This is a genomic window from Pseudomonas sp. NPDC086278 (assembly GCF_050280905.1).
Lineage (GTDB): Bacteria > Pseudomonadota > Gammaproteobacteria > Pseudomonadales > Pseudomonadaceae > Aquipseudomonas.
Genome location: NZ_JBNNWE010000012.1, coordinates 23,907 through 45,929 on the forward strand (window position 1 = coordinate 23,907; position 22,023 = coordinate 45,929).

At 61.3% G+C, this 22,023-nt stretch carries 18 protein-coding genes; 7 read left to right on the forward strand and 11 right to left on the reverse strand.

All coding sequences use genetic code 11. The annotated features are described in order from the left end of the window. Nucleotides 1-67: 67 nt before the first annotated feature. Entirely contained in the window at nucleotides 68-2,044 is a 1,977-nt protein-coding gene (locus tag ACQKP4_RS05875) for a Cache 3/Cache 2 fusion domain-containing protein (protein WP_427631278.1), read from the reverse strand. Between the two features lie 185 nt (nucleotides 2,045-2,229). Beyond that, nucleotides 2,230-3,150, reverse strand: coding sequence for a LysR substrate-binding domain-containing protein (locus ACQKP4_RS05880; RefSeq protein ID WP_427631280.1), 921 nt, complete (start codon nucleotides 3,148-3,150; stop codon nucleotides 2,230-2,232). Between the two features lie 180 nt (nucleotides 3,151-3,330). Here ACQKP4_RS05880 and ACQKP4_RS05885 point away from each other — a divergent pair, with 180 nt between their 5' ends. After that, on the forward strand, nucleotides 3,331-4,728 hold the full coding sequence (locus ACQKP4_RS05885) for a NorM family multidrug efflux MATE transporter (RefSeq protein ID WP_427631282.1): 1,398 nt from the start codon (nucleotides 3,331-3,333) through the stop codon (nucleotides 4,726-4,728). A gap of 145 nt (nucleotides 4,729-4,873) precedes the next feature. Here the strand turns inward: ACQKP4_RS05885 and ACQKP4_RS05890 are convergent, their stop codons facing one another. Then, on the reverse strand, nucleotides 4,874-6,547 hold the full coding sequence (locus ACQKP4_RS05890; RefSeq protein ID WP_427631284.1) for a putative bifunctional diguanylate cyclase/phosphodiesterase: 1,674 nt from the start codon (nucleotides 6,545-6,547) through the stop codon (nucleotides 4,874-4,876). 263 nt (nucleotides 6,548-6,810) lie between these two features. Between ACQKP4_RS05890 and rep the strand changes: the two genes are divergently transcribed. Both rep and ACQKP4_RS05900 read left to right on the forward strand, forming a co-directional pair. Next, nucleotides 6,811-8,820 carry a DNA helicase Rep gene (gene rep, locus ACQKP4_RS05895; protein WP_427631286.1) on the forward strand — a complete coding sequence of 670 codons (2,010 nt, stop codon included), beginning with the start codon at nucleotides 6,811-6,813 and terminating at the stop codon, nucleotides 8,818-8,820. A 69-nt stretch (nucleotides 8,821-8,889) separates the two neighbouring features. Next, nucleotides 8,890-9,462: a xanthine phosphoribosyltransferase gene (locus ACQKP4_RS05900; protein WP_027926370.1), complete on the forward strand. Its 573-nt coding sequence runs from the start codon at nucleotides 8,890-8,892 to the stop codon at nucleotides 9,460-9,462. Between the two features lie 129 nt (nucleotides 9,463-9,591). Here ACQKP4_RS05900 and ACQKP4_RS05905 read toward each other — a convergent pair whose 3' ends face one another. The 6 genes from ACQKP4_RS05905 to dadA form a co-directional block, all read right to left on the reverse strand. After that, complete coding sequence (locus ACQKP4_RS05905) at nucleotides 9,592-11,514, reverse strand: acetyl-CoA hydrolase/transferase C-terminal domain-containing protein (RefSeq protein WP_427631288.1); 1,923 nt, start codon at nucleotides 11,512-11,514, stop codon at nucleotides 9,592-9,594. Between the two features lie 187 nt (nucleotides 11,515-11,701). Then, nucleotides 11,702-12,118 carry a c-type cytochrome gene (locus ACQKP4_RS05910; RefSeq protein ID WP_427631370.1) on the reverse strand — a complete coding sequence of 139 codons (417 nt, stop codon included), beginning with the start codon at nucleotides 12,116-12,118 and terminating at the stop codon, nucleotides 11,702-11,704. Between the two features lie 183 nt (nucleotides 12,119-12,301). Beyond that, nucleotides 12,302-12,850, reverse strand: coding sequence for a cupin domain-containing protein (locus tag ACQKP4_RS05915; RefSeq protein WP_427631290.1), 549 nt, complete (start codon nucleotides 12,848-12,850; stop codon nucleotides 12,302-12,304). A 128-nt stretch (nucleotides 12,851-12,978) separates the two neighbouring features. Next, nucleotides 12,979-14,052 carry an alanine racemase gene (gene alr, locus ACQKP4_RS05920; RefSeq protein WP_427631292.1) on the reverse strand — a complete coding sequence of 358 codons (1,074 nt, stop codon included), beginning with the start codon at nucleotides 14,050-14,052 and terminating at the stop codon, nucleotides 12,979-12,981. Nucleotides 14,053-14,142: 90 nt separating this feature from the next. Next, nucleotides 14,143-14,496, reverse strand: coding sequence for a RidA family protein (locus tag ACQKP4_RS05925; protein WP_427631294.1), 354 nt, complete (start codon nucleotides 14,494-14,496; stop codon nucleotides 14,143-14,145). After that, nucleotides 14,468-15,772 carry a D-amino acid dehydrogenase gene (dadA, locus tag ACQKP4_RS05930; protein WP_427631296.1) on the reverse strand — a complete coding sequence of 435 codons (1,305 nt, stop codon included), beginning with the start codon at nucleotides 15,770-15,772 and terminating at the stop codon, nucleotides 14,468-14,470. Before dadA ends, ACQKP4_RS05925 begins: the two co-directional genes overlap by 29 nt. A 156-nt stretch (nucleotides 15,773-15,928) precedes the next feature. On the opposite strand from dadA, the gene ACQKP4_RS05935 reads away from it, so the two are divergent. Then, nucleotides 15,929-16,417 carry an Lrp/AsnC ligand binding domain-containing protein gene (locus ACQKP4_RS05935; RefSeq protein ID WP_003177284.1) on the forward strand — a complete coding sequence of 163 codons (489 nt, stop codon included), beginning with the start codon at nucleotides 15,929-15,931 and terminating at the stop codon, nucleotides 16,415-16,417. A 118-nt stretch (nucleotides 16,418-16,535) separates the two neighbouring features. Here ACQKP4_RS05935 and ACQKP4_RS05940 read toward each other — a convergent pair whose 3' ends face one another. Next, nucleotides 16,536-16,889, reverse strand: coding sequence for a YkgJ family cysteine cluster protein (locus tag ACQKP4_RS05940; protein WP_427631299.1), 354 nt, complete (start codon nucleotides 16,887-16,889; stop codon nucleotides 16,536-16,538). 147 nt (nucleotides 16,890-17,036) lie between these two features. Between ACQKP4_RS05940 and ACQKP4_RS05945 the strand changes: the two genes are divergently transcribed. Next, nucleotides 17,037-18,329: an NAD(P)/FAD-dependent oxidoreductase gene (locus ACQKP4_RS05945; RefSeq protein ID WP_427631300.1), complete on the forward strand. Its 1,293-nt coding sequence runs from the start codon at nucleotides 17,037-17,039 to the stop codon at nucleotides 18,327-18,329. Nucleotides 18,330-18,455: 126 nt separating this feature from the next. Here ACQKP4_RS05945 and ACQKP4_RS05950 read toward each other — a convergent pair whose 3' ends face one another. Then, on the reverse strand, nucleotides 18,456-18,701 hold the full coding sequence (locus ACQKP4_RS05950) for a DUF1127 domain-containing protein (RefSeq protein ID WP_427631302.1): 246 nt from the start codon (nucleotides 18,699-18,701) through the stop codon (nucleotides 18,456-18,458). 179 nt (nucleotides 18,702-18,880) lie between these two features. On the opposite strand from ACQKP4_RS05950, the gene ACQKP4_RS05955 reads away from it, so the two are divergent. Beyond that, nucleotides 18,881-20,311, forward strand: coding sequence for a PLP-dependent aminotransferase family protein (locus ACQKP4_RS05955; protein ID WP_427631304.1), 1,431 nt, complete (start codon nucleotides 18,881-18,883; stop codon nucleotides 20,309-20,311). Nucleotides 20,312-20,370: 59 nt separating this feature from the next. Then, nucleotides 20,371-21,939: a phospholipase D family protein gene (locus tag ACQKP4_RS05960; protein WP_427631306.1), complete on the forward strand. Its 1,569-nt coding sequence runs from the start codon at nucleotides 20,371-20,373 to the stop codon at nucleotides 21,937-21,939. Nucleotides 21,940-22,023: the final 84 nt, after the last annotated feature.

The following is a 22,023-nucleotide window of genomic DNA, read 5'->3' on the forward strand; positions in this document are numbered from 1 at the left end:
GTGATGTGTCGGTCACACATCCAACGGTGGGAGCGGGCTTGCTCGCGAAGGCGATATCAGCGGCGCCTCAACGAAACCGGTCAACCTCCTGGCGCAATTCCGCCGCCAGGCCTTCCAGCTCCTTGGCGGTGATCGCCAGGTTCGACACCACTTCACGCTGTTCACTGTTCGCCATCGCAATGCTCTGCAGGTTGCTGCTGAGCAGTGTCGCGGTGCTGCTCTGCTCCTGCGTCGCGGTGGTGATCGCCGCGAACTGCTGCCCCGCCGAACGGCTCTGCTCATCAATTCGCGCCAGGGCCGAGGCGACGTTGGCGTTGCGCGACAGGCCTTCCTGCATCAACACATTGCCCTGTTCCATGGTGCTGATCGCGTTGCCGGTTTCCTGCTGGATGCTGCTGATCATCCCGGAGATTTCATCGGTGGCCTGACGCGTACGCGACGCCAGGTTGCGCACTTCGTCCGCGACTACGGCAAACCCACGGCCCTGTTCACCGGCACGCGCCGCTTCGATCGCGGCGTTCAGCGCCAGCAGGTTGGTCTGTTCGGCAATCGCGGTAATCACGCCGACGATGCCACCGATTTCCTGCGAACGCTGACCCAAGGTATTGATCACCGTCGCGGTGCTGTTCAGCGCGCTGGCGATTTGCTCCAGGGACGAGGAGGCTTCGTCCATCGACGTGCGCCCGATCTGCGTTTGCTGGGCGTTTTCCTGGGCCAGACGTTGAGTGTTGCCCATGTTGTCGGCGATGTTCAGCGAGGTCGCGCTGAACTCTTCGACCGCGCCGGCCATGCTGGTGATTTCGCCCGATTGCTGCTCCATCCCTTCATAAGCGCCACCGGACAGACCAGACAACGCCTGGGCGCGGCTGTTGACCTCGGCCGACGCCTTGCGGATGTGCTCGACCATGGTCGACAGCGCCTGGCTCATCTGATTGAAGGCGCGGGCCAACTGACCGATCTCGTCATTGCTCGACACGCTCAGGCGCACGCTCAAATCACCGGCGCCCAGCGCTTCGGCCTGCCGCACCAGATCGCCCAGCGGCGCGAGTTTGCTACGCAGCAGCCAGACCGCCGAACCGACGGCGATCAGCATCGCCAGCAGGCTACCGATGGCCAGTTGAATGCCGACGCTCCAGGTCACGGCGCTGATTTCGTCTTGCGGCATGCTCGCCACCACCGACCACGGCCCACCCTCGAATGGCACGGCCACGCTGTAGAATTCTTCCGACTTGTCGCTCCAGAACTCACCTTTGCCCGGCGTCTTCGCCAAGCCGACGATGGCTGGAGTCGCCTGATCCAGCGCTTGTACACCCGCAATCGGCACCAGCCATTTGTTTTGCTCGTCCAGCAAGGCCAGGGAACCGGTCTGGCCGATGCGGAAGCGTTTGAGGTTTTCGAACTGCGCGTTCTGCGCGTCGGTGTAATCGAAACCCACGAACAACACGGCAATCACCTTGCCGCTGCTGTCGCGCACAGGCGTGTACTGGGTCATGTAGGAGCGGTCGAAGAGCAACGCGCGGCCGACATAGCCCTGACCCGCTATCAAGCGCGCATACGCTGGATGAGCGTGATCCAGCAGGGTGCCGATGGCGCGGCTGCCGTCCTGTTTGCTCAGGGAAGTGCTGACACGGATGAAGTCCTCGCCGCTGCGCACGAACAGCGTGGCAACGCCGGCGGTCATTTGCTTGAACTCGTCGACTTCCTTGAAGTTGTTGTTCAACACTTCGCTGCCCAGGTGCAGGCCCGGGGTCTGCACCCCGGCAACCGCGACCGGCTCATCAGGGTGCACGCTCAAACCGGCGCTGAAGCGCTTCTCGAACAGACCGCTCAGGCGCTGGGTGCTTTCGCGCAGCGTGCCGTGGAAGGTGCTCAACTGGTCGGCGAGCAGCCGGGCCTCACTGGCCAGGTGCTCTTCGCGGGTCGCAAGGTTGGCGGTGTCCAGCGAACGCAGGGCGAACACGGTACTGCCGGTGATGACAATCGCCAAAATCACGGCGAGCGCAAGACCAAGCTGTGAGGCGATCCGGGCGCGGGGTTGAGACATGACAGCTCCTGGCCGGGCGACCTGATCTTCCTTGATCGGGTCATTCGCTCGGCAAAATTTCTAATAAGGGGAAAACGTCGAAACCTGCACGAAGGTTCCACCTGCAGATTTTCGGCGGCGAACCTGAATACTTGAGTAATTGACGGGGATATGGCCCAAGCCGCCATTACGCCGGCACTGGCGATTCAGCGCAGGCGTTCGACGGCGGGCAGATCCATGGCCTTGACCTCTCCCAGCAAGAAATCGCTGAGCCGGCGCAAACGTTCACCTCCCGGACGGGTTTTCGGCCAGACGAGGTAATAATGTTCGCCGCTGGCGACAGCGGTCGGCCACGGCAGACTCAACCGTCCCTGCGCGACATCTTCGGCGACCATCAGCAAATCGCCCATCGACACCCCATAGCCTCGGGCGGCAGCGATCATCCCCAACTCCAGCGTGTCGAACACCTGCCCGCCCTTGAGCGACACCTGATCCGACAGCCCCCTGCGGGCCAACCACATGCGCCAGTCGCGGCGGTCCGGCGTCGGGTGCAGCAACTCAGTGCTGGCCAGGCGCGCAACGTCCCACGGCTGATCCTTCAGCAGGTTCGGCGCACCCACCGGAATCAGCTCTTCGGGGAACAGTAACGTGGCCTCCCAGTCCGGCGGAAAGTTGCCGTTGCTGAGGATCACCGCGCAGTCGAACGGTTCGTGGTTGAAGTCCACCGTGTCGATGTCCATCCAGGCGCTGGTCAACTGCACCTCGTTGCCCGGTTGCATGTGCCGAAAACGGCTGAGGCGCGCCAGCAGCCAGCGCATGGTCAGGGTCGACGGGGCTTTCATGCGCAGGATGTCGTCTTCGGCGCGCAGGGTATTGCAGGCGCGTTCGAGGGCGGTGAAACCTTCGCGGATGCCGGGCAGGATCAGCCGTGCCGACTCGGTCAATTGCAGGTTGCGGCCACTGCGATGAAACAGCCGACAGGCGAAATGATCTTCGAGCGTGCGAATGTGCCGACTCACCGCGCTTTGGGTGATCGACAGCTCTTCTGCGGCGCGGGTGAACGAACTGTGCCGCGCCGCCGCTTCGAATGCGCGCAGGGCATACAACGGAGGAAGACGACGGGACATCAGCAAAGCTCCTGTAGCGAGGTCGGGCAAACTTATCAGAAACATCGCTGCATGAGTTTTAATCATGCGATCCATCCTTTTTATCCCTTTGTGCAATCTTCGTGAAGCGCCGAGAATCGGCGTTCTCCTGTTTCCTCCGGGGTTTCGTTTCTTACTCTTGAATAGCCGAGCGTGATGACCATGAAGCATCCAGCGCGTATTGAACTCTGGGCCATCCTGCGGCTGGCGGGGCCGTTGATTGCCTCGCAGTTGGCGCACATGCTCATGGTCCTCACCGACACCTTGATGATGGCGCGCCTGAGTCCCGAGGCGCTGGCCGGCGGCGGTCTGGGCGCGGCGACCTATTCATTCGTGTCGATTTTCTGCATCGGCGTGATCGCGGCGGTCGGCACCTTGGTGGCGATTCGTCAGGGCGCGGGCGACATTGTCGGCGCCGCGCGGCTGACCCAGGCCGGGTTGTGGCTGGCCTGGCTGATGGCACTGGTGGCCGGGTTGCTGCTGTGGAACCTCAAACCGGTGTTGCTGCTGTTTGGCCAGACCGAAACCAACGTCCACGCCGCCGGGCTGTTCCTGACGTTCCTGCCGTTCGCCCTGCCCGGCTACCTGAGTTTCATGGCCCTGCGCGGCTTCACCAGCGCCATCGGCCGGGCGACGCCCGTGATGGTGATCAGCCTGGGCGGCACCGTGGCCAACTTCGTTCTCAACTATGCGTTGATTACCGGAATGTTCGGCCTGCCGAAGATGGGCCTGGTCGGCATCGGCCTGGTCACGGCGATTGTCGCCAACCTGATGGCCGTGGCGCTGGCGCTGCACATCCGTCGGCATCCGGCGTACGACGCGTATCCGCTGCGCCAGGGCCTGTCGCGGCCCAACCGGCAGTACCTGAAAGAGTTGTGGCGCCTTGGCCTGCCGATTGGCGGCACGTACGCGGTGGAAGTCGGACTGTTTGCCTTCGCGGCGCTGTGCATGGGCACCATGGGCAGCACGCAACTGGCGGCGCACCAGATCGCCCTGCAAATCGTCTCGGTGGCGTTCATGATTCCGGCGGGGCTTTCGTATGCGATCACCATGCGCATCGGCCAGCACTATGGCGCCGGGCAATTGCTCGACGCGCGGCTGGCCGGCCGGGTCGGAATCGCCTTCGGCGCGGCGTCGATGCTGGGGTTTGCGATGGTGTTCTGGCTGCTGCCGAATCAGTTGATCGGCCTGTTCCTGGACCACAACGACCCGGCGTTCCGCCCGGTCATCGACCTGGCAGTGAGCCTGTTGGCGGTGGCGGCGTGGTTCGAGCTGTTCGACGGCACGCAAACCATCGCGATGGGCTGCATTCGCGGGCTCAAGGATGCGAAGACAACGTTTCTGGTCGGGCTCGGCTGCTATTGGCTGATCGGCGCACCGGCGGCGTGGGTGATGGCTTTCAATCTGCACTGGGGACCGACGGGCGTCTGGTGGGGCCTGGCGCTGGGCCTGGCGTGCGCGGCGGTGAGTTTGACGCTGGCGTTTGAATGGAAGATGAAGCGGATGATCCGGCGCGAGCCTGCGGTGCAACAGCGTTTCCCGGTCGCCCAACCTGACTGAGATCCCCCTGTGAACTTAGATCCCCAGTGGGAACTGAGATCCCCTGTGGGAGCGGGCTTGCTCGCGAAAGCAGTTTGACAGTCAACATCGTCGCTGAATGTCAGGCACCCTTCGCGAGCAAGCCCGCTCCCACAGGTGTTTGTGGTTAGTTCACGACTTCCAGCGCGGGCTGCTGGCTGCTGCCAAACGTCAAATACTCAACCAGTTCCGCCAACGGCAGCGGCTTGCTGATCAGATAGCCCTGCACCTGATCACAGCCAAACCCGCGCAACAGATCCAGTTGCTCCGGTGTTTCGACGCCCTCGGCGACCACTTCGAGGTTGAGGTTGTGCGCCAGGTTGATCATGGCGTGCACCAGTTTGCGGTTCTCTTCGCGCTCTTCCATGCCGCCGACAAAGCTCTTGTCGACCTTGAGCAAGGCAATCGGCAGGCTGTTGAGGTGCACGAACGACGAGAACCCGGTGCCGAAGTCATCCAGCGAGAAACGCACGCCCAGGCGCCCGAGGGCGTCCATGGTCTGCTTCACCAGATCGCTGCGGCGCATGACGGCGGTTTCAGTCAGTTCAAATTCCAGCCATTGCGCCTCGACGCCGCGCTCGGCAATCAGCCGGCTCAGGGTCGACAACAATTGGCTGTCCTGAAACTGGCGGAACGACAGGTTGATCGCCATGTGCAGCGCCGGCAAACCGCGCTCGCGCAGTGCCTGCATGTCGCGCAAGGCGCGGGAGATGACCCAGTAACCGAGCGGCACGATCAAACCGCTTTGCTCGGCCAGCGGCACGAACTCACTCGGCGGCAGCAAGCCGCGTTCGGCATGGCGCCAGCGCACCAGGGCTTCGAGGCCGACGATCTGGCCGTCCTCAAGGTTCAGGCGTGGCTGGTAATGCAATTCCAGCTCGTCGCGGCGCAAGGCCCGGCGCAGCTCGCTTTCGAGGTCGGCCATGCTGCGGGCGTTGCGGTTGATGCGTTCGTTGAAGATATGAAAGGTGCAGCCTTGCGTGCTTTTAGCCTGCTGCATGGCGATGTGCGCGTGCCACATCAGCGGATCGGCGCCGGCTTGGGCGCGGGCGTGGGCAATGCCCAGGCTGGAACCGATCAACAGGCTTTCGCCGTCAACCCAGTACGGTTCGGCCAGCGCTTCGGTGATGCGTTCGGCCATCCATTCGGCGCGTTGCGGCGCGCGGCGGGTGTCGATCAGCAAGGCGAATTCATCGCTGCCCAGGCGCGCCAGTTGATCGCCGGCTTCCAGCTGGCTTTTCAGCCGCGAGACCACTTGCAGAATCAGGCGGTCGCCCGCCTGATGACCGAGGGCGTCGTTGGCGTGTCGAAAGTTGTCGAGGTCGAGGTGTCCGAGGGCCAGGCCACGGCCGTCGTTTTCCGCCAGGCGTGCGGCGAGCAAGGTCTGGAAACCCTGGCGATTGGCGATGCCGGTCAGCGGGTCTTGCTCGGCCAGGCGTTGCAGGGTGTTTTCCAGCACGCCGCGTTCACGTACATGACGCAGGCAGCGGCGCAGCATGCCGGCGTCGAGCAGGTCGCGCACCAGCCAGTCGCTCACACCGTCGGGCGGCGATGTCGGCTCGTGTTCGAGCAGCAACACCGTCGGCAAGTTGCAACGGCCGGGCGCCGGCTGAAGCGCCGGGATCGTCAATAACACCGCGCTGCGGTTGTCATCGAACAGGCTGCTGACCGACTCCCAGCCCGGGGCGCTGATGAGCACGGCCGAACTCCCCATCGGAGCCAGACACTCGCGCAACAACGCTGCCCACGCCGGCTCTTCGGCCAGTAGCAGCAAACGCAAGGGTTCGACAGGCGTAGACAAGCTAGCTCCCTAGACTCTGCAATGATGTAGGCGGCGGGCATTATGCCGCGCGGGTAACCAATGACCAATGACATCAGTTATCAAACGTGGCTTTTGTATCCGGAATTACGAACATTAGACGCAAATCCCCCGCGCATCCTGCTTGAAAGTATCAAAACCGGCAATTAGAGATAGCGCGGTGCGTCACAAGTCGGACAGAGCAGCACAATTCGCTGAGCCTGTTAAAATGCCGGCCCATTTCGCAAATGACTCCCTGATTTCGTATGTCCCGACTCAATCCCCGGCAGCAAGAAGCCGTGAGCTACGTCGGCGGCCCTCTTTTGGTGCTCGCCGGTGCAGGCTCCGGCAAGACCAGCGTGATCACGCGCAAGATCGCGCACTTGATCCAGAACTGCGGCATCCGCGCCCAGTACATCGTCGCCATGACCTTTACCAACAAGGCCGCGCGCGAGATGAAGGAACGGGTCGGCACCCTGCTCAAGGGCGGCGAAGGCCGTGGCTTGACGGTGTGCACCTTCCACAACCTGGGCCTGAACATCATCCGCAAGGAACACGTGCGGCTGGGCTACAAACCGGGCTTCTCGATCTTCGACGAGACCGACGTCAAAGCCCTGATGACCGACATCATGCAAAAGGAATACGCGGGCGACGACGGCGTCGACGAGATCAAGAACATGATCGGCTCGTGGAAAAACGACCTGATCCTGCCCGCCCAAGCCCTGGAAAACGCGCGCAACCCCAAGGAACAGACCGCCGCCATCGTCTACACCCACTACCAGCGCACGCTCAAGGCGTTCAACGCGGTGGACTTCGACGACCTGATCCTGCTGCCGGTGAAGCTGTTCCAGGAACACGCCGACATCCTCGAAAAGTGGCAGAACAAAGTCCGCTACCTGCTGGTGGACGAATACCAGGACACCAACGCCAGCCAGTATTTGCTGGTGAAATTGCTGATCGGCACGCGCAACCAGTTCACCGTGGTCGGCGACGATGACCAGTCGATCTACGCCTGGCGCGGCGCGCGTCCGGAAAACCTGATGCTGCTCAAGGACGACTACCCGTCGCTGAAAGTCGTCATGCTGGAGCAAAACTATCGCTCCACCAGCCGTATCCTGCGCTGCGCCAACGTACTGATCTCGAACAACCCGCACGAATTCGAAAAACAGTTGTGGAGCGAGATGGGCCACGGCGACGAGATCCGCGTGATCCGCTGCCGCAACGAGGACGCCGAAGCCGAGCGCGTGGCGGTCGAACTGCTGACCCTGCACTTGCGCACCGACCGGCCGTACAGCGATTTCGCGATTCTGTATCGCGGTAACTATCAGGCCAAGCTGATCGAGCTGAAGCTGCAACACCACCAGATCCCATATCGCCTGTCCGGCGGCAACAGCTTTTTCGGGCGCCAGGAAGTGAAAGACCTGATGGCCTACTTCCGCCTGATCGTGAACCCGGACGACGACAACGCCTTCCTGCGGGTGATCAACGTGCCGCGTCGCGAGATCGGTTCGACCACGCTGGAAAAGCTCGGCAACTACGCCACCGAACGCAAAATCTCGATGTACGCCGCCACCGACGAAATCGGCTTGGGCGAGCATCTGGACACGCGCTTCACCGATCGCCTGTCGCGCTTCAAGCGCTTCATGGACAAGGTCCGCGAGCAGTGTTCCGGCGAAGACCCGATCTCGGCGCTGCGCAGCATGGTCATGGACATCGACTACGAGAACTGGCTGCGCACCAACAGCTCCAGCGACAAAGCCGCCGATTACCGCATGGGCAACGTCTGGTTCCTGATCGAGGCGCTGAAGAACACGCTGGAGAAAGACGAAGAAGGCGAGATGACCGTCGAAGACGCCATCGGCAAACTGGTTTTGCGCGACATGCTGGAGCGTCAGCAGGAAGAGGAAGACGGCGCCGAAGGCGTGCAGATGATGACCTTGCACGCCTCCAAGGGCCTGGAATTTCCCTACGTGTTCATCATGGGCATGGAAGAGGAAATCCTCCCGCACCGCTCCAGCATCGAAGCCGACACCATCGAAGAAGAACGCCGCCTGGCCTACGTCGGCATTACCCGCGCGCGTCAAACGCTGGCCTTCACCTTCGCCGCCAAGCGCAAGCAATACGGCGAGATCATCGACTGCGCGCCCAGCCGCTTCCTCGATGAGCTGCCGCCGGACGACCTCGCCTGGGAAGGCAACGACGACACGCCCGTTGAAGTCAAAGCCGTTCGCGGCAATACCGCACTGGCGGATATACGCGCGATGTTAAAGCGTTAGAATCGACTACTTTTTAACCAAATATTTTTTACAAACTAGGCGCATTCGGCGCCAGTAGAGGAAAGCTTCATGGAAGCACTGCACCAGAAAATCCGCGAACAAGGCATCGTGCTTTCCGATCAGGTCCTGAAGGTCGACGCCTTTTTGAACCACCAGATCGACCCGGCCCTGATGAAGCTGATCGGCGATGAATTCGCCGCGCTGTTCAAGGACTCGGGGATCACCAAGATCGTCACCATCGAAGCCTCGGGCATTGCCCCGGCAATCATGACCGGCCTGAACCTCGGCGTACCGGTGATCTTCGCCCGCAAGCAACAGTCCCTGACCCTGACTGAAAACCTGCTGTCGGCGACCGTTTACTCGTTCACCAAGAAGACCGAAAGCACCGTGGCGATTTCCCCGCGCCACCTGACCAGCAGCGACCGCGTGCTGATCATCGACGACTTCCTGGCCAACGGTAAGGCGTCGCAGGCGCTGATCTCGATCATCAAACAGGCCGGCGCGACCGTCGCCGGTTTGGGGATCGTGATCGAGAAGTCGTTCCAGGGTGGCCGTGCGGAACTGGATGCACAGGGTTATCGCGTTGAATCGCTGGCGCGCGTGCAGTCGCTGGCTGGCGGCGTCGTGACCTTCATCGAGTAATCCGAAACACTACACATTCCCTGTGGGAGCGAGCTTGCTCGCGATGAGGCCATAACATTCAACATCACCGTTGACTGTTACACCGCCATCGCGAGCAAGCTCGCTCCCACAGTGGTTTTGAGTGATCCGTTATTGCGCAGTGGCTTTAAGGCCGGTAAGCAGCAGCCGCTGAAACAAATCCTCTTTCAGCCCGTCCGGATTGCTTAGCTGCATCCGCTCCAGGTGTTCCGGGTATTGCGACGCATCAGGCGCGTCCAGCGCAGCCTTGCCCAGCTCCAGAATCTCCGTCAGCTTGAACTTGCTCTTCAGCCAGTTCAGCGCCCGCAGCACATCCCGCTCTTCGGCGGTGAAATCACAGCCCAGCGGATACTCCGGAAACAGGTTTGGGTGCCGCGCCTGAATCGCCTGCAAACGCTGCGGCGTGTTGTCGGCAAAACGCGGATCGAGGCGGAAGTCTTTCGGCAACTTGCCGACCTTCTGCGCCTGCTCGATCAACCCCGACTGAAAGCGTGAATCGCTGATATTCAGCAACGCTTCAATCACCGCCGCATCGGTTTTACCGCGCAAGTCGGCGATGCCGTATTCAGTGACCACGATGTCCCGCAGGTGCCGTGGGATCGTGCAATGGCCGTACTCCCAGACGATGTTCGAACTGACGTCACCGCCCGCCTCGCGCCAGCTGCGCAAAATCAGCATCGACCGCGCGCCCGCCAGCGCATGGCCCTGGGCGACGAAATTGTATTGGCCGCCGACGCCGCTGAGCACGCGCCCGTCTTCCAGTTGATCGGCGACGCCGGCACCGAGCAAGGTCATGGTGAACACGGTGTTGATAAAACGCGCATCGAGGCGCTGCAAGCGCTTGAGTTCTTCCTGCCCGTACAGCTCGTTGATGTAGCTGATGCGGGTCATGTTGAATTCGAGACGTTTGCTTTGCGGCAGCTCGCGCAGGCGCTCGTAAAAACTGCGCGGGCCGAGGAAGAACCCGCCATGCACCGAAATGCCGTCGGTTTGCGCGGCTTCATCGAGGGTCCCGGCATTCGCCTGTTCCTGCGTCGGCACGTCCGGGTAGACCTTGCGCCGCACAATCCCGGCATCCGCCAGCACCAGCAAGCCGTTGACGAACATTTCGCTGCACCCGTACAGACCTTTGGCGAACGGCTCGACGCCACCTTCGCGGTCGATCAACTGCGCCCATTGGCTGAGGTTGATATCGGCCAGCAGCGCCTTGTAACCCTCGTTGTCACCCTGGCGCGCCAGCAACGCGGCGGTCAACGCGTCGCCCATCGAACCGATGCCGATCTGCAACGTGCCGCCATCGCGCACCAACGTGCTGGCGTGCAGGCCGATGAAGTGATCCTGAAAACCCACGGGCATGTTCGGCGTCGAGAACAGCGTGCTGCTGTCTTTTTCGTCGATCAAAAAATCGAACGTGTCGATGCCGATTTCGGCGTCGCCGGGCATGTAGGGCAAATCGTTGTGTACCTGGCCGACGATCAGAATGGTCTCCCCTGCTTCACGGCGCTTGGCGATCAGCGGAAACAGGTCGAGGGTGATGTCCGGGTTGCAGCTCAGGCTCAAGCGGTCAGGATGCTCGGAATGACTGGCCACCATCTGCGCCACGAGGTTCAAACCGGCAGCATTGATGTCCCGCGCGGCGTGGCTGTAATTGCTGCTGACGTAGTCCTGCTGGGCCGATGCGCTGTGCAACAGGCTGCCCGGTTGCATGAAGAATTGATGGACGTGAACGTTGGCCGGCAGGCTGTCGCGTTGTAGCCCGGCGAGGAAATCCAGCTCCGGATAATCGCCAAATACGCGCTCGACAAAGGGTTCAAGAAAGCGCTTTTGCAAACCGTCACCCAAGGCCGGACGGCCCAGGCACAGGGCGGTGTAGATCGTCAGTTGCCGCTCGGGCAGTCGCGCGATGCGCTGGAACAGCGCGTTGACGAAAGGGTTGGGTTTGCCCAGACCGAGTGGCAGGCCCATGTGGATGTGCGCCGGCAACCGCGCCAGTACGTCATCGACCGCTTGCTCGATAGAACACAGCTGCACCATCTGATCCTCCCTTACATTCCGTGAATTGAGGTTGGACCGAGCTTGCCGGGTCTTTGCTGCATTGAACAGCCTCAGCAGCCAAATCAGGCAAACACCGCCGCTCCCACAGGGAATATTCATTCACTTCAGGACAGAATTTCAGGCACAAAAAAGCCGCTCGCAAGCGGCTTTTTGCTGAAGAGGCGGCTTATTTCAGGCCGGACATCTTCTCGATTGCGCCCTTCAGCTCAGGATCGGAGCAGTCGGCGCAGGTGCCTTTTGGCGGCATGGAGTTGATGCCGCTGATGGCTTTCGCCAGCAGACCGTCAAGCCCGCCTTGTTCTTTGGCACGTTTGCCCCAGTCCGCCGCGTCGCCGATTTTCGGCGAGCCCAACAGGCCGGTACCGTGGCAAGCGTTGCAATGTTTTGCAATCACTTCGTCCGGCGTTTTAGCGCCGCCACCGCCGCCAGCAGAGGCGGCAACTTCCATACCCTTGCACTCTTGACCTTGCACACACACCTGACCGACTGGCGCCAGGCGTTTTGCAATATCGTCGGTAGTCGCAGCTTGAGCGCTGACAGCCCATAGGGCCAGTACGGTTGCTGGTGCAGCCAGCATTTTCATAATTAGGTTCACGCGTTCACCCTCAATGGTGGCTAGTCACGCCTACGGCCACGGTTCGCTGGCGGGCGCAAGTATAGCGGTTAGCCCGCCACACTGAAACAACCCCAAAGTCGAAGGGGTCTTAGGCGACGGCGCAAAAACCGCCGGGGTGCCTCGGCCTGATGGGCCGGGCGCCTTCTCTACTTAGAAATTCGCAGGAGTCGCTGCGCTGATTAGTCGCGCCGGCGCATCGAACGGATTGCGGAAACGATGCGGCTTGGTACTTTCAAAGTAGTAGCTATCGCCGGCTTCAAGCACAAAAGTTTCAGCCCCGACCACCAGTTCCAGTCGACCCTCCACCAGAATCCCGGTTTCCTCGCCTTCATGGGTGAGCATCTCTTCACCCGTGTCGGCGCCTGGCGGATAGATTTCATTGAGGAAGGCGATAGCCCGGCTCGGGTGTGCCCGGCCGACCAGTTTCATGGTCACGGCGCCATCGGAAATATCGATCAGTTCGTTGGCTTTGTAGACGATCTGCGTCGGCTTTTCCTGCAGGATCTCTTCGGAAAAGAACTCGACCATGGACATGGGAATCCCGCTCAGGACTTTGCGCAGCGAACTGATCGAGGGGCTGACGCTGTTTTTCTCGATCATCGAAATCGTGCTGTTGGTGACACCCGCGCGCTTGGCGAGCTCACGCTGCGAAAGACCTTTGAGCTTACGGATGGATTGCAGTCGCTCACCGACGTCCAATGCTTGCGCCTCCAGGGATTCAGGTTGTAGAAATATCGAGCGTTATCATGGCGACAGCGTTCAGTATTTACAACACTTGGTCCTGAATCCTCTCGGCAGAGGCGACTTCCGGTCAGGCGCGTTTGCCCCTAACCCTCGCAATAGAGCATTGGCACGCGGCGCAGGTTGCAGAAGATCTGGTAAGGGATTGTGTCTGCCGCCGCCGCGACTTCGCTGGCGAGGATGTTTTTGCCCCACAACTCGACGGTCGAACCGAGACCGGCCTGCGGTACATCGGTCAGATCGATGCAGAGCATGTCCATCGACACCCGGCCAATCAACTGACTGCGCTGGCCGGCGACCATGACCGGCGTACCGGTCGGCGCCTGACGCGGATAACCGTCGGCGTACCCCATCGCGACCACACCCACGCGCATCGGCTTGGGCGTAATGAATCGGGCGCCGTAACCGATGGGCTCGCCGGCGGGCAGTTCCCGAACGCAAATCACTTTCGATTCCAGGGTCATCACCGGTTGCAGGCGAGCGGCCACAGTGTTGGCTTCTTCGAACGGCGTCGCGCCGTAAAGCATGATGCCGGGACGCACCCAATCACTTGGAATCTGCGGCCAACCGAGCACCGCGGGCGAATTACGCAGGCTGATCTCGGCCGACAAGCCTTTGCGCGCGGCTTCGAACACAGCGACTTGCTCATTGCTGGACTGTTCGTGCAATTCATCGGCCCGCGCAAAGTGGCTCATCAGCACAACTTTTTCGACGTTGCCGCTGGCCAGCAGCCGTTGATAGGCCGCCTGATAATCCTTGGGATGCAGGCCGACGCGGTGCATGCCCGAATCGAGCTTGAGCCAGACCGTGATCGGCTTGCCCAACGAGGCTTTTTCGATGGCTTCGAGCTGCCACAACGAATGCACCACGCACCAGAAGTCGTGCTCGACGATCAACGACAACTCATCGGCTTCGAAGAAACCCTCCAGCAGCAACACCGGCGCCCGAATGCCTGCGCCGCGCAATTCCAGGGCTTCTTCGATGCAGGCCACGGCAAAACCGTCGGCCTCGGCTTCCAGGGCTTGGGCGCAACGCACTGCGCCATGTCCATAGGCATCGGCCTTGATCACCGCGAGGGCTTTGGCCCCGGTGATTTCACGAGCGATCCGGTAATTTTGACGCAGGGCTTGGAGGTCGATCAGGGCACGGGCAGGACGCATGGCGGCAGACTTCTAGTCGGTCATCGGGAAGAAAAAACCGGCGCTGGCTGACGGCGTAAACCGTTAACAGCGCCGGAAGAGGGATCTGGCTTATGGCAGAGCGGCGATGACCGACAGCTCGACCAGAATGCCCGGTTCACACAGCTTCGATTCAACGGTCGCGCGGGCCGGGGCGACGCCTTTTGGCAGCCACTTGTCCCACACCGAATTCATGCCGGCGAAATGCGCGTCGATGTCTTTCAGGTAAATCGTCACCGACAGCAGATGGCTCTTGTCGGTGCCGGCCAGGTCCAGCAAACGCTCGATGTTGGCGAGGGTTTCGCGGGTCTGCTGTTCAATCCCGGCGCTCATGTCATCGCCGACTTGCCCTGCCAGATACACGGTTCCGTTATGAGCGACGATCTGACTCATGCGCTCATTGGTGAGCTGGCGCTGGATTGCCATGTTTTGCGGACTCCTGAGATGAATTGCCGTAACGGGAAATATCGAGGCCTTCGGCGCTGATCTGCGGCGTTTTCTTCGCCATCAGGTCAGCCAGCAAGCGACCGGAGCCGCAGGCCATGGTCCAGCCGAGTGTGCCGTGACCGGTGTTCAGGAACAGATTCTTGAACGGCGTCGCACCAACGATTGGCGTGCCGTCCGGGGTGGTCGGGCGCAGGCCGGTCCAGAAGCTCGCCTGTGCCAGATCGCCGCCCTGAGGATAAAGGTCGTTGACGATCATCTCCAGGGTTTCGCGCCGACGCGGGTTCAGCGACAGGTCAAAACCGGCGATCTCCGCCATGCCGCCGACGCGGATGCGGTTGTCGAAACGGGTGATCGCGACCTTGTAGGTCTCGTCGAGAATGGTCGACGTCGGCGACATCGCCGGGTTGGTAATCGGCACGGTCAGCGAATAACCCTTGAGCGGATACACCGGAGCCTTGATGCCCAACGGCTTGAGCAGTTGCGGCGAGTAGCTGCCGAGCGCCAGGACGTAGCGGTCAGCAGTTTCCAGCTTGCCGTCGATCCACACACCGTTGATGCGATCACCGGCGAAGTCGAGGGTCTGGATGTCCTGACCGAAGCGGAACTCCACGCCCAGTTTCACCGCCATTTCGGCGAGGCGGGTGGTGAAGATCTGGCAGTCGCCGGTCTGGTCGTTCGGCAGGCGCAGGGCACCGGCAAGAATATCGGTGACGTTCGCCAGCGCCGGCTCGACGCGGGCAATGCCGGCGCGGTCGAGCAATTCGAACGGTACGCCGGACTCTTTCAGCACGGCGATGTCTTTCGCGGCGCCGTCGAGCTGAGCCTGGGTGCGGAACAATTGGGTGGTGCCGAGGCTGCGGCCTTCGTAGGCAATCCCGGTTTCGGCGCGCAATTCGTCGAGGCAGTCACGGCTGTACTCGGACAGACGGACCATGCGCTCTTTGTTCACCGCATAACGGCTGGCGGTGCAGTTGCGCAGCATCTGCGCCATCCACAGGTATTGATCGATGTCGGCCGTGGCCTTGATCGCCAGCGGTGCGTGGCGTTGCAGCAACCACTTGATGGCCTTGAGCGGCACGCCCGGCGCGGCCCACGGCGAGGCATAACCCGGCGACACCTGGCCTGCGTTGGCGAAACTGGTCTCCATGGCCGCAGCCGGCTGACGGTCCACAACCACCACTTCAAACCCGGCACGGGCCAGATAGTAAGCACTGGCGGTACCGATGACGCCGCTACCCAAGACCATAACGCGCATTTTCATATCCCTCATCGCGGCGTGCCGCTGACGTGTGTTGTTCAGACCGAAGATGCGAGCAGTGTAAAAAAGTTTAGGCAGTGCATTTCACTATATAAATGCCTATATTTGGCGACAATTCTCGGCAAAAACCCTTTTCACGGAGGCGCATCCCCTATGCGTACCAACACTCAGACCAAACGTGAGCTGGACAAGATCGATCGCAACATCCTGCGGATCCTGCAAGCGGACGGGCGAATTTCCTTCACGGAACTTGGGGAAAAGGTCGGGCTCTCGACCACGCCCTGCACCGAGCGGGTCCGCCGGCTGGAGCGCGAAGGGATCATCATGGGCTACAACGCCCGGCTCAATCCGCAGCACTTGAAGGGTAGTCTCCTGGTGTTCGTCGAGATCAGCCTGGACTACAAATCGGGGGATACTTTCGAAGAGTTCCGACGCGCGGTGCTGAAACTGCCGCACGTGCTGGAGTGCCACCTGGTGTCAGGGGATTTCGATTACCTGGTGAAGGCGCGGATTTCCGAGATGGCCTCGTACCGCAAGTTGCTGGGCGACATCCTGCTCAAACTGCCGCATGTGCGCGAATCCAAGAGCTACATCGTGATGGAAGAAGTGAAAGAGAGCTTGAGTTTGCCGATTCCGGATTGAGCCTTGCGGTGCCTGATCGGCCGCCTTCGCGAGCAAGCCCGCTCCCACAACGCGACCCCTGTGGCTGCGGGCTTGCCCGCGAGGGCCGCGATGCGGTCTCGTCAAAAGAACTCAACACTCAAACCAACACCTGCCGAGTACTGGCCATGTACTCATGAATCTGCTTTTCCACCTGCGGATGAATCAGCTCCACCGGCCGCCGTCCATTAGGGCACGGCAGCGTCTTCGTCGTACCAAACAACCGGCAGATCAGCGGCCGCTCGTCGTACACCGTGCAGCCATTCGGCCCGAGGTGCACGCAGTTGAGTTCATCCATCGCCGCGTCCTGCTCGGCGCGAGTCTTGCGCGGCAGCCGCGACATTTCTTCCGGCGAGGTAGTCACCGGCCCGCAGCAGTCATGGCAGCCGGGCACGCACTCGAATGAGGGAATTTGCTGCCGTAGCGTGCGAATTGTCTGGCGGTTGCAGCTCATCGAAGCGGTGACCAAAAGCGGGATAGAGCGCGAGTCTGAAGCAAAGACGCGGATCGATACAGCGGCAACCGACCAATGTTGCCCGCGCCGGAAGCTCCGGCTTATGCTCCGTCAAATTTTTCAGACACCAGCATCAGGATGACGCGCATGAATGCCCGTGCCCAACACACCGCCTCGTATTACGCCGCCAGCAGCCTGCCGCAGCCCGAACATCCGGTGCTGACCGGCGAAATAGTGGCCGATGTGTGCGTGGTCGGCGGTGGTTTTTCCGGGTTGAATACCGCGCTCGAACTGGCCGAACGCGGTTTCCGTGTGGTGCTGCTGGAAGCCCGCAAGATCGGCTGGGGCGCCAGCGGCCGTAACGGCGGGCAATTGATTCGTGGCGTCGGCCATGGCCTCGATCAGTTTGCCAAGGTAATCGGCGCCGACGGTGTGCGCCAGATGAAACTCATGGGCCTGGAAGCGGTGGAGATCGTCCGGCAGCGCGTCGAACGCTTTCAGATCCCGTGCGACCTGACCTGGGGTTACTGCGACCTGGCTAACAAACCGAAAGAGCTCGACGGTTTTGCCGAAGACGCCGAGGAACTGCGCAGCCTCGGTTACCGCTACGAAACCCGCCTGCTGCAAGCCCATGACATGCACACCGTGGTGGGATCGAAGCGCTACGTCGGTGGCTTGATCGACATGGGCTCGGGTCATTTGCACCCGCTGAACCTGGCACTCGGTGAAGCCGCCGCCGCACAACAACTGGGCGCGCAGTTGTTCGAGTATTCGGCGGTGACCCGCATCGACTACGGCCAGGAGGTCAAAGTCCATACGGCTCAGGGTTTGGTTCGCGCCAAGACATTGGTGTTGGGCTGCAACGCCTACCTCAACGATCTCAACCCGCACCTCAGCGGCAAGGTCTTGCCCGCCGGCAGCTACATCATCGCCACCGAGCCCTTGAGCGAAGAACTGGCGCACTCGCTGCTGCCGCAGAACATGGCGGTCTGTGATCAACGGGTGGCGCTGGATTACTACCGGCTCTCGGCAGATCGGCGCTTGCTGTTCGGGGGCGCCTGTCACTATTCAGGCCGCGACCCGAAGGACATCGGCGCCTACATGCAGCCGAAAATGCTCGAGGTGTTCCCGCAACTGGCCAGCGTGAAAATCGACTATCAATGGGGCGGAATGATTGGCATCGGCGCTAATCGCCTGCCGCAGATCGGCCGGCTCGACGATCAGCCGAATGTGTATTACGCACAGGCGTATTCCGGCCACGGGGTGAATGCCACGCACCTGGCGGGCAAGTTGCTGGCCGAGGCGATCAGCGGGCAGCAAGGTGGCGGGTTTGATCTGTTTGCCCGCGTGCCGCACATCACCTTCCCCGGCGGCAGGCATTTGCGTTCGCCGTTGTTGGCGCTGGGGATGTTGTGGCATCGGATGAAGGAGCTGGTCTGAGGGATTTTCAGCGCCTATGCCGACGTCTTCGCGAGCAAGCCCGCTTCCACAGGGGATTTGTGAGCGACACAAATCACCTGTGGGAGCGGGCTTGCTCGCGAATGGATCTAAAGGACAGCCCACCACTCAGACCCGCCAGAAAGGCTTAAGCCCCTCCTCCCGCGCCTGTTCCCACGTCAGCCCCACATCCTTCAGTTGCTCCGGAGTCAACTCCAGCAACGCCCTGCGCGTGTGCAAACGATGCCAGAACAGACTCCAGCGACCCAGGCCGGACGGCGCGTTGCGCATGATCGCTTCGCGTGCACCGTTGATTTGCCCTGCCGCCAGTTCCTGACTGTGTAACGTCAGCCGCACATCGCTCAAGCCGTTCATTTTGATTGCTCCTGTTTACTTGGATAGCCAGAGCTTTCATGATGCGCGGACGAGAAAAAGCATTACAGATTCAAACAGACTGTATTAACTCCATACAGATTTGCCGTTTCCGCGTCTGAATCGTCTATTTTTGCCAAATCTGTACTGGTTAACCGAATTCACCACACCGAGGCTGCGCCATGACCCTTTACGTCAACCTCGCCGAATTGCTCGGCACACGGATCGAACAGGGCTTCTATCGCCCCGGCGACCGGCTGCCCTCGGTACGGGCGTTGAGTGTTGAGCATGGCGTCAGCCTGAGCACCGTGCAGCAGGCGTATCGCGTTCTGGAAGACAGCGGGTTGGCGACTCCGAAACCCAAGTCCGGCTACTTCGTACCGGCGGGTCGCGAGCTGCCGGAGTTGCCGGCGATTGGGCGTCCGGCCCAGCGCCCGGTGGATATCTCGCAGTGGGACCAAGTGCTGGAACTGATTCGCGCCGTCCCGCGCAAGGACGTGGTGCAACTGGGTCGCGGCATGCCGGACATCACCACGCCGACCATGAAACCGCTGCTGCGCAACCTCGCGCGAATCAGTCGGCGGCAGGACATGCCCGGCCTGTATTACGACAACATCTACGGCACCCTCGAACTGCGTGAACAGATCGCGCGCCTGATGCTTGATGCCGGCTGTCAACTGAACGCTCACGACTTGGTGATTACCACCGGCTGCCACGAAGCGCTCTCCACCAGCATTCGCTCGATTTGCGAGCCGGGCGATATTGTGGCCGTGGACTCGCCGAGCTTTCACGGCGCCATGCAAACGCTCAAGGGCCTGGGCATGAAAGCCCTGGAAATCCCCACCGACCCGATCACCGGAATCAGCCTCGACGCGCTCGAACTGGCGCTGGAGCAATGGCCGATCAAAGCCATACAGTTGACGCCCAACTGCAACAACCCGCTGGGCTACATCATGCCGGAATCGCGCAAACGCGCGTTGTTGACGCTCGCACAGCGTTTTGACGTGGCGATCATCGAGGACGATGTGTATGGCGAACTGGCCTACAGCTACCCGCGACCGCGCACGATCAAATCCTTCGACGAAGACGGCCGCGTGCTGCTGTGCAGTTCATTTTCCAAGACCTTGGCGCCCGGCCTGCGCATTGGCTGGGTCGCGCCCGGACGCTATCTGGAACGCGTGCTGCACATGAAATACATCAGCACTGGCTCGACCGCTCCGCAACCGCAGATTGCTATCGCCGAATTTCTCAAAGCCGGACATTTCGAACCGCATTTGCGGCGGATGCGTACGCAATACCAGCGCAATCGCGACTTGATGATCGATTGGGTAACGCGCTACTTCCCCGCCGGCACTCGCGCCAGTCGCCCGCAAGGCAGCTTCATGCTGTGGGTCGAGCTGCCGGACGGCTTCGACACCCTCAAACTGAATCGTGCCCTGCACGATCAAGGCGTACAGATTGCCGTGGGCAGCATTTTTTCCGCCTCGGGCAAGTACCGCAATTGCCTGCGCATGAACTACGCTGCCAAGCCATCACCGTTGATTGAAGAGGCGGTGCGCAAGGTGGGCGCAGCGGCGATCAAACTGCTGGCGCAAACCTCCACCCTCGACTGACCTTTCTGTGGAAACCAGCGTCATATGCCGAGACCTGCCGCCAATCGGAACGATCCCACGTGAGAGTCAGACAGCCCCTGCTCGCTCTTCTGCTACTCGCCGCGTTCCTCGGCGGTTGCGCCAGCCTCGACGCCCCACGCGAAGCGAGCCAGGCATTGCCCGCCGGCAATTCGGCGTTCGGCCGCTCGATTCAGGCACAAGCCGCGCCTCATCAGGGACAGTCCGGCTTTCGCCTGCTGTCCAACAGCACCGAGGCCTTTACCGCCCGCGCCGAGCTGATCCGCAACGCCCAGATCAGCCTCGACTTGCAGTACTACATCGTCCATGACGGCATCAGTACGCGGATGCTGGTGGATGAACTGCTGAAGGCTGCCGACCGTGGCGTGCGGGTGCGCATCCTGCTCGACGACACCACCAGCGATGGCCTGGACCAGGTCATCGCGACGCTGGCGGCGCATCCGCAAATCCAGATCCGCCTGTTCAACCCGCTGCACCTGGGCCGCAGCACCGGCGTGACGCGGACCCTGGGCCGCCTGTTCAACCTGTCGCAGCAACACCGACGCATGCACAACAAACTGTGGCTGGCGGACAACAGCGTGGCCATTGTCGGCGGGCGCAACCTGGGCGACGAGTATTTCGACGCCGAGCCCAACCTGAATTTCACCGACATCGACATGCTCAGCGTCGGCCCGGTGGCTGAGCAGTTGGGGCATAGCTTCGACCAATACTGGAACAGCGCGCTGAGTAAACCGATCGACGAATTCCTTTCCAGCAAACCGACGGCCAAGGACCTGGAAAACACCCGGACCCGGCTGGAAGAGTCGCTGGAGGAAACGCGCAAACAGAATCATGCGCTCTACCAGCAATTGATGGTCTACACCACGCACCCGCGCATGGACATCTGGCGCCGACAGTTGATCTGGGCCTGGAATCAGGCGCTGTGGGACGCACCTAGCAAGGTGCTGGCCAAGGGCGAACCCGACCCGCAGCTGTTGCTGACGACGCAACTGGCGCCCGAACTGAACGGCGTCAGTAAAGAATTGATCATGATTTCGGCGTACTTCGTGCCTGGCCAACCGGGGCTGGTGTACCTGACCGGGCGTGCCGACGCCGGGGTGTCGGTGAGTTTGCTGACCAACTCGCTTGAAGCGACCGACGTGCCAGCGGTGCACGGCGGCTACGCACCGTATCGCAAGGCGTTGCTGGAGCACGGCGTGAAGTTGTTCGAATTGCGCCGCCAGCCGGGCTCGGGGAGCGGCAGCGGTCCGCATCTGTTCCGGCGCTCGGCCTATCAGGGCTCCGACTCCAGCCTGCACAGCAAAGCGATGATCTTCGACCAGCAGAAATCCTTCATCGGCTCGTTCAACTTCGACCCGCGTTCGGTGCTGTGGAACACCGAGGTTGGGGTGTTGGTGGACAGCCCGGAGCTGGCCGCCCATGTCCGCGAACTGGCGATGCAAGGCATGGCGCCGCCGCTGAGTTATGAGGCAGAACTGCAAGACGGCAAGGTGGTTTGGGTGACCGAGGATGACGGCAAAATGCACACGCTGACCGAAGAACCGGGAAGCTGGTGGCGACGTTTCAATGCGTGGATGAGCACCACCGTGGGCCTGGAGCGGATGTTGTAACCAGCCACCAGGTGATCAATTGTGGCGAGGGGGCTTGCCCCCGTTGGGCTGCAAAGCAGCCCCAAAATTGACGACATATTCCGC